8 protein-coding genes are annotated in these 7,276 nt (G+C 32.8%); 5 read left to right on the top strand and 3 right to left on the bottom strand.

Annotated features, from left to right (window positions below):
• Positions 1 to 43 precede the first annotated feature (43 nt).
• Together IDG60_RS02765 and gltS are read left to right on the top strand one after the other, a co-directional pair.
• On the top strand, positions 44 to 652 hold the full coding sequence (locus tag IDG60_RS02765; RefSeq protein ID WP_000348300.1) for a DNA-3-methyladenine glycosylase: 609 nt from the start codon (positions 44 to 46) through the stop codon (positions 650 to 652).
• Between the two features lie 332 nt (positions 653 to 984).
• Complete coding sequence (gene gltS / locus IDG60_RS02760; RefSeq protein ID WP_000571591.1) at positions 985 to 2,193, top strand: sodium/glutamate symporter; 1,209 nt, start codon at positions 985 to 987, stop codon at positions 2,191 to 2,193.
• Positions 2,194 to 2,246: 53 nt separating this feature from the next.
• Here gltS and fni read toward each other — a convergent pair whose 3' ends face one another.
• The gene (fni, locus tag IDG60_RS02755; protein WP_103182710.1) at positions 2,247 to 3,296 is read right to left on the bottom strand and encodes a type 2 isopentenyl-diphosphate Delta-isomerase; all 1,050 of its coding nucleotides are present in this window, start codon (positions 3,294 to 3,296) and stop codon (positions 2,247 to 2,249) included.
• Positions 3,297 to 3,326: 30 nt separating this feature from the next.
• Positions 3,327 to 4,274 carry a magnesium/cobalt transporter CorA gene (corA, locus tag IDG60_RS02750; RefSeq protein ID WP_001185431.1) on the bottom strand — a complete coding sequence of 316 codons (948 nt, stop codon included), beginning with the start codon at positions 4,272 to 4,274 and terminating at the stop codon, positions 3,327 to 3,329.
• Between the two features lie 96 nt (positions 4,275 to 4,370).
• On the opposite strand from corA, the gene IDG60_RS02745 reads away from it, so the two are divergent.
• Together IDG60_RS02745 and IDG60_RS02740 are read left to right on the top strand one after the other, a co-directional pair.
• Positions 4,371 to 4,862, top strand: a complete 492-nt coding sequence (locus tag IDG60_RS02745) for a thioesterase family protein (RefSeq protein ID WP_000234727.1) — start codon at positions 4,371 to 4,373, stop codon at positions 4,860 to 4,862.
• The gene (locus IDG60_RS02740) at positions 4,859 to 5,278 is read left to right on the top strand and encodes a hypothetical protein (RefSeq protein WP_000128655.1); all 420 of its coding nucleotides are present in this window, start codon (positions 4,859 to 4,861) and stop codon (positions 5,276 to 5,278) included. The genes IDG60_RS02745 and IDG60_RS02740 overlap by 4 nt, the downstream gene beginning before the upstream one ends.
• Before the next feature lie 107 nt (positions 5,279 to 5,385).
• On the opposite strand, the gene IDG60_RS02735 is transcribed toward IDG60_RS02740, so the two are convergent.
• Positions 5,386 to 6,306, bottom strand: a complete 921-nt coding sequence (locus IDG60_RS02735) for an alpha/beta hydrolase fold domain-containing protein (RefSeq protein WP_000620864.1) — start codon at positions 6,304 to 6,306, stop codon at positions 5,386 to 5,388.
• A 207-nt stretch (positions 6,307 to 6,513) separates the two neighbouring features.
• On the opposite strand from IDG60_RS02735, the gene IDG60_RS02730 reads away from it, so the two are divergent.
• A complete protein-coding gene (locus tag IDG60_RS02730; RefSeq protein ID WP_000184229.1) occupies positions 6,514 to 7,152 on the top strand; it encodes a hypothetical protein in 639 nt (212 codons plus the stop codon).
• Positions 7,153 to 7,276: the final 124 nt, after the last annotated feature.

Genomic DNA, 7,276 nt, shown 5'->3' with positions numbered 1-7,276 from the left:
TCATTTTTATTTAATTTAATCATATAATTGCGAGGAGAATATTATGGATTTCGTTAATAATGATACAAGACAAATTGCTAAAAACTTATTAGGTGTCAAAGTGATTTATCAGGATACCACTCAAACGTATACAGGCTACATCGTGGAAACGGAAGCTTACTTAGGTTTGAATGATCGTGCGGCTCATGGCTATGGCGGTAAAATAACACCTAAAGTCACGTCATTATATAAACGTGGTGGTACAATTTATGCACATGTCATGCATACGCATTTACTCATTAATTTTGTAACAAAATCTGAAGGTATACCTGAAGGCGTACTTATACGCGCAATTGAACCAGAAGAAGGTTTATCCGCTATGTTCCGTAACAGAGGTAAGAAAGGCTACGAGGTAACGAATGGCCCAGGAAAATGGACTAAGGCATTTAACATTCCACGGGCTATCGATGGCGCTACGTTAAATGACTGTAGATTGTCTATTGATACTAAGAATCGTAAATATCCTAAAGATATTATTGCTAGTCCACGAATCGGTATTCCAAATAAAGGTGATTGGACACATAAATCTTTACGTTACACAGTGAAAGGTAATCCATTTGTGTCTCGCATGCGTAAATCAGATTGTATGTTTCCCGAAGATACTTGGAAATAAATGCCATCTTTCATTGATTACTATCATGAAAATGAAATCTATCTCCTTATAAGTCAATCAATCGTGCCGCCAACATGCGGATGGGTTGATTGTTTTTTTGTCCATCATATTTTTTGATTCATCTCCTCTTTTTGAACTTGTTCTTAATTATAAAATATAACAATAGAATTATTTATAATTATTAAATTTAGATGCATTAATATTATTGATATTATTTTCAAAAACTAGAAATATTGATTTGTTGCATGTATAATGTTAAAAGTGCCCTTTTATAACGCTTACATATAAAAGCTTATTTAGGGAGAGGGATATTCAACAAGGGGGATTTGAAAATGATAGAACTTAATGCAATTACAACATTATGTTTAGCCTGTATACTTTACTTACTTGGTACAGCTATCGTTAATCACGTTAATTTTTTGAAACGCATTTGTATACCAGCACCAGTGATTGGCGGCTTAATCTTTGCTATTTTAGTTGCGGCTTTGGATTCATTTGGCATGGTTAAGATTAAATTAGATGCTTCATTCATTCAAGATTTCTTCATGTTAGCATTCTTTACGACAATCGGTCTTGGTGCATCATTGAAATTATTTAAATTAGGTGGCAAAGTCTTGCTATTATACTTTATGTTTTGTGCTATCATTTCAGTCATTCAAAACATAGTTGGTGTATCACTAGCAAAAGTATTAAATATTAAACCGTTACTAGGATTAACAGCAGGTTCCATGTCTATGGAAGGCGGTCATGGTAATGCTGCTGCTTATGGTAAGACAATTCAAGATTTAGGTATTGATTCGGCACTGACAGCGGCTCTTGCAGCTGCAACTTTAGGTCTTGTATTTGGAGGGCTTATCGGTGGTCCAGTTGTAAAATATTTAATCAAACGTTATAACTTAAAGCCTCAACATAGTGACGATACATTTAAAGATTATAGCCAAGTAGCATATAACGAACATTTACATAGTAAATTTAATGCCACTGAAGTATTCTTCATTCAATTTACAATCGTTGTATTCTGTATGGCAGTTGGAAGTTATTTCAGTCATTTGTTTACAGCTCAAACAGGGATTAATGTTCCAATTTACGTTGGCTCATTATTTGTAGCTGTTATCGTCCGAAATATCTCTGAAAGTTTTAATTTTAATATTGTAGATTTAAAAATTACTAATCAAATTGGCGATGTCGCATTAGGTATTTTCTTATCTCTTGCGCTAATGAGCATTCAATTAATCGAAATTTATAAACTTGCTATACCTCTTATTATTATCGTTTTAGTTCAAGTTGTCGTTATGATTTTATTTGCTGTTTTAATTTTATTTAGAGGTTTAGGAAAAGATTATGATGCTGCAGTAATGGTAGGTGGTTTTATCGGGCATGGGCTTGGTGCAACGCCAAATGCCATGGCAAATTTAGATGTTATTACTAAAAAATATGGAAACTCACCTAAAGCATATTTAGTTGTACCTATTGTTGGTGCATTCTTAATCGATTTAATTGGTGTTATAGTCATTATGGGATTCATTCAATGGTTTAGTTAAACACCAAACTCATAAATAAAAGAGGAGGCCTCCGCCTCCGCCTCCTCTTTTATTTATCCTCGATGTATATTCAAGCTACGTTGTTCTATCCATGACATTATTTCCGGACTAAATACGATTTGTTTTTGTGTTAAGTCGTCAATATTTTTAGCATCTAACATCGTCATTATTGATTTCATGTGTTCAATAAATGATTCTACATAAGCTACTGTATGTGCAATGCCATTATTTTCAACTTGATTTAAAAACGGACGTGACATACCAGTTGCCTTTGCACCAAGTGCTAAACTTTTAATTGAATCGAGTGGTGTACGTAAACCACCACTCGCGAAAACTGAAATTTCGCTTTGATAAGCCGTTGTTTCAAGTAATGACTCAACTGTAGACTGTCCCCATGATGATAAGTAATCCATATCTTTATTTGCACGACGTTCATTTTCAATATCTACAAAGTTAGTACCACCTTTGCCACTAACATCGACATACTTGACGCCTATTTGTTGTAAGTCATGCATTAATTCTTTGCTCATACCAAATCCAACTTCTTTTATAATGACTGGAACAGACACTCGTGATACAATCGACGCTATATTATCTAACCAAGTCACAAATTCACGATTCCCTTCAGGCATAACTAATTCTTGAGGAGAATTAACATGGATTTGTAACGCTTGTGCCTCAAGTAATTCAACTGCTTCCAAAGCCTTTTCTACTGGTACGTCCGCACCAACATTGCTAAAAATCATGCCTTCAGGATTCATTTTTCGCGCAATCGTAAACGTCTCAGCCATGCGTGGATTTCTCAGTGCCGCATGTGTTGATCCAACTGCCATCGCTAAGCCAGTTTCTCTTGCAACTACAGCTAGCTTTTCATTGATGTTTTTCGTCCACTCGCTACCACCCGTCATTGCATTAATATAAATCGGATATGCCATCGTTAAGTCAGGCGTCTGTGATGTCAAATCGATATCATTTACATTAATTGATGGGATAGAATGATGCACAAAACGCATCTTATCAAAATCTGAATGCATTGCGTCAGATTGGGCCATTGCTATTTCAACATGTTCATTTTTTCTCTGTTCTCTTTGAAAATCACTCATGATTAAACCTACCTTTTCGTCATTTCTAATTTAAAACCATTTTTTACGTCTGAAAAAGATGATTAATACGACAGCTATAACAAACATTACAGCTAAGCAAATATAATATCCATAATGTAAATGTAATGCCGGCATATTTACAAAGTTCATACCATAAATCCCAGCTATGAATGTTAACGGTGAAAATATAACTGATACTAACGTTAATACTTGCATAATACTATTCATTCTAAATGACGTGTATGACTCAAAATTTTCTCGTATTTCGTTTGTCATTTCTTGAGCAGTACGAATGATATTACGTTGCTTAATCAAGTGGTCATCGATATGTTGAATGTATAGCGAATGTTTATTATCTATAATCAAATCACCATTTTGTTTCATTGTATCAATTAGCTCTTGCATAGGAAACAGTACACGTTTTACTTTAATCAAATCCGAACGTAACTTAAAGACACTATCCATGACCATTTTATTAAAGCGATCATCTACATGGCGGTCTTCAAAATGATAAACACTATCTTCAAGTGCATATACAAAGTTGAAATATTTATCAACCATCATATCTAAAATTAATATGACGACATCTGCACAATCTAATTCTGCATCTAATGTATTCATATACTTATAGACTACTTTATTTAATGATTCCAACGTTTGATGATGATATGTTACTAATACATTGTCTTGTATAAAAATATTTAGTGCTATTGGTGAATAGTTTGACCCCATAATACTATGAAATACTAAGTATTGATAATCTTTATAAGATTTATATTTAGCTCGTGGCATACCGTTAATTGCATCATCCACTTCTAAATCATTAAAATTAAAATGTGCTTTAAACCATTCATTTTCTTGTTCATTCGGTTCATCAAAATCATACCAAACAATAGTCGCATCTTTTGGTATCTCTTTGATATCATCAACTACTTTAAACGGTTCATATGTAGTTTGATACCGTATCTTTAAAGCCATCGATACTCCCCCTAAATAACGAATTCTCTATTATTTTATCATGAATTAAATAACGTGTATGTCTTAATTTATTTTAGTATGATAGTCACTAAGGAGATGGTTATTATCAAACAACTTTTTACACATACTCAAACCGTAACATCTGAATTCATTGACCATAACAATCATATGCATGATGCAAATTATAATATCATTTTTAGTGACGTCGTGAATCGTTTTAATTACAGCCACGGTCTTTCTTTAAAAGAACGCGAAAATTTAGCATATACACTATTTACACTAGAAGAACATACGACATACCTCTCAGAATTGTCTCTTGGCGATGTATTTACTGTTACTTTATATATTTATGATTACGATTATAAGCGGTTGCATTTATTTTTAACATTAACTAAAGAAGATGGTACACTAGCATCAACAAATGAAGTAATGATGATGGGAATTAATCAGCACACACGTCGTTCTGATGCTTTTCCTGAATCATTCTCAACACAAATAGCACACTATTATAAAAATCAACCAACTATCACTTGGCCTGAACAATTAGGACATAAAATAGCAATTCCACACAAAGGAGCATTAAAATGACAGATGCATTACAACAAAAGATTCATATTGAATTACTAGATTTATTAGATGATGTTAAGTTTGAATTAACAGAATTAAATGCACAAAAAGGGTTATACATTAACGGACCAGCAAATCAGCTACTTAAGCGTGGCGTTCATATGGCTTATGTTCAAGGACAAAAGCAAGCCATCGATAATATTATGACTATTGTGGAACAGCAGCTTGAAGATCAACATTTCCTAGAAGATTATGATAAATTTCAAAATGAGGTTACTCATCGCAATTATGATAAAACAGCTAACTTTGCAGAACTTAGTGATATTCCACGTCAATTCGATAATTTTTTAGATCAATTTTATCAAATTAAAGGGCAATACTTTATCATCACACATATCAATACACTTATTGGTGATTTTCACTCAGAAGCTCATTAACAATTAGTCTATATAACCCTTGCTATATTTTCAAAAACAAAACCCAATTACGTTTTCATGTCAAATATCATCTTGCATGAAATCGTAACTGGGTCAATTGTATGTTATTAGTTATTTTGTGTTACATCCTCATCTATCGATTTGGCAATTTGTTTAATAGCTTTATGTGATTGTCTAATTGGATAAATTGGAAAATCATGTACCATCTTAGGATAATCATAAAACTCAATGTATTGATGATGTTGCAACATCATTTGTTCGAATAGCTTCATATCAGGATGTGTCATTTCACGTCCACCACCAAACATATAAACTGGTGGCAATCCTTCTATTGTGCCATTAATTGGCGATATGCGCTTATCTGTTAATGGTAGGCCATTCGCCCATTTTTTCATAATCTCATTGACACCAAACTGACTTAGAACCGCATCTTGTTCGATTAAGGCGTCCGAAATATCTTTATTAGATAGTGTTGCATCTAAAATTGGTGAGATTAAATACAATTTATTCGGTAATGGCTGTTGATTATCTAAAAGAGATTGTACAAAGGATAATGCCAGTGCACCACCTGAACCATCACCCATGACTACGACATTTTGATGTCCTACTTCAGATACTAATTGATCATAAACACGTTGTATCGCTTGGAAAGTATCGTCAATATGAAACTCTGGTGTCTTTGGATAGATAGGCAGTACAACCTCATATAATGTACTTAAAGTGATTTTATCCAACAATCTCCAATGGAACGGTGATGGTTGTAGTGCATTGAATCCACCGTGAATATATAAAATTTTCTTATCAATTTGATGTCTGAAATTAAAGCGAAAGACTTGCATATCATCTAATGATAATTTTTCTAAATTTGCTTTAACATTTAATGTTGAAGGCTGCTTATGTTTTTTTCTATTTTCAATTTCTCTTTTATAAAAAAATCTTTCAACATCTTGATCATTTTTAAACATAATCGAGCGATTGTGAAGCAAATATTTATTGACAACGCTATTCATAACACGGTTTCTAATCAATGTCTTAACCTACCTTTATATATTTTATGTATCCAATGATTGTCTATCCCCTACATTCTTTGCCAAAAAAAGTATATAATGTAGAAGATATTTTCTTTTTCACTTTCAAATTTAAGACTACAATTGAACAGTGATTTTTCATCATTATAACAGACAACTAGACATATTGATAAGTAAAGAAAAGAACTTTATACGGAGGTGCCTTGCATGACAAATCCAAATCAACGATTAGAACCATTTGATGAGACATTTCAACAACCGAATATTCATCGTGGTAAGCGATATGGTAAGAAAAAACGTTCATTGGTAAGCATGATTATTCAAATCATTGTTGTTATATTAACCGCAATCGCTGGATACAGCATGTGGAAACAACCCATTTTTAATATTGTCTTCACCAAAGAATCTGTAGATTTTGATGGCATTAAAAATTTTAACGAGACAATTGGAAAAATGCATCAATTAAATATTAATTTGGGTAATATCAATGATTTACAACAAGGAATCGATCGCTTAATTTTAGTCTTTAACGGTTTCTTTATTCTATGTATCGTTAGCCTAGTCATAACAATACTGACAATTGTATTTAATCGCACAGTTCTAAAAGTAGTAAATATTTTAGTGTTAACAATTATGTTAGTCATTACTTTGTATTTCAGTTATATTATTAAAACACTCGCACAAGAAATTGCAGATGCTTTAAAAAAATATTATTTAAATGTACCACCAGATCAAGTGATTACAGAAGCTGACGCTATTCATAACGGCATCATTTTACTGGGCTGTAGCATCGGTTTACTTGTTATAAGCTTATTCTTCCGTAATCGCATGCCTCGTTTAAAATAATGTTATATAGTAGGGATTGGGACAGAAATGTTATTTTCACAAAATTCATTTCGTTGACCCACTTCCTGCTTTTTCTTTATTAATGACCTACTACGTCAATGCCAAATTTTAATATAATTCCTCT

It is taken from the genome of Staphylococcus sp. EG-SA-2, assembly GCF_017152085.1.
This window is presented reverse-complemented; position numbering and strand designations above follow the sequence as displayed.

Bases quoted from the DNA above. Each gene is read 5' to 3' on its own strand.
- IDG60_RS02730 (WP_000184229.1), top strand. From the start codon at position 6,514: ATGACAAATCCAAATCAACGATTAGAACCATTTGATGAGACATTTCAA.
- fni (WP_103182710.1), bottom strand. From the start codon at position 3,296: ATGAGTGATTTTCAAAGAGAACAGAGAAAAAATGAACATGTTGAAATA.
- IDG60_RS02765 (WP_000348300.1), top strand. From the start codon at position 44: ATGGATTTCGTTAATAATGATACAAGACAAATTGCTAAAAACTTATTA.
- corA (WP_001185431.1), bottom strand. From the start codon at position 4,274: ATGGCTTTAAAGATACGGTATCAAACTACATATGAACCGTTTAAAGTA.
- IDG60_RS02740 (WP_000128655.1), top strand. From the start codon at position 4,859: ATGACAGATGCATTACAACAAAAGATTCATATTGAATTACTAGATTTA.
- IDG60_RS02745 (WP_000234727.1), top strand. From the start codon at position 4,371: ATGGTTATTATCAAACAACTTTTTACACATACTCAAACCGTAACATCT.
- gltS (WP_000571591.1), top strand. From the start codon at position 985: ATGATAGAACTTAATGCAATTACAACATTATGTTTAGCCTGTATACTT.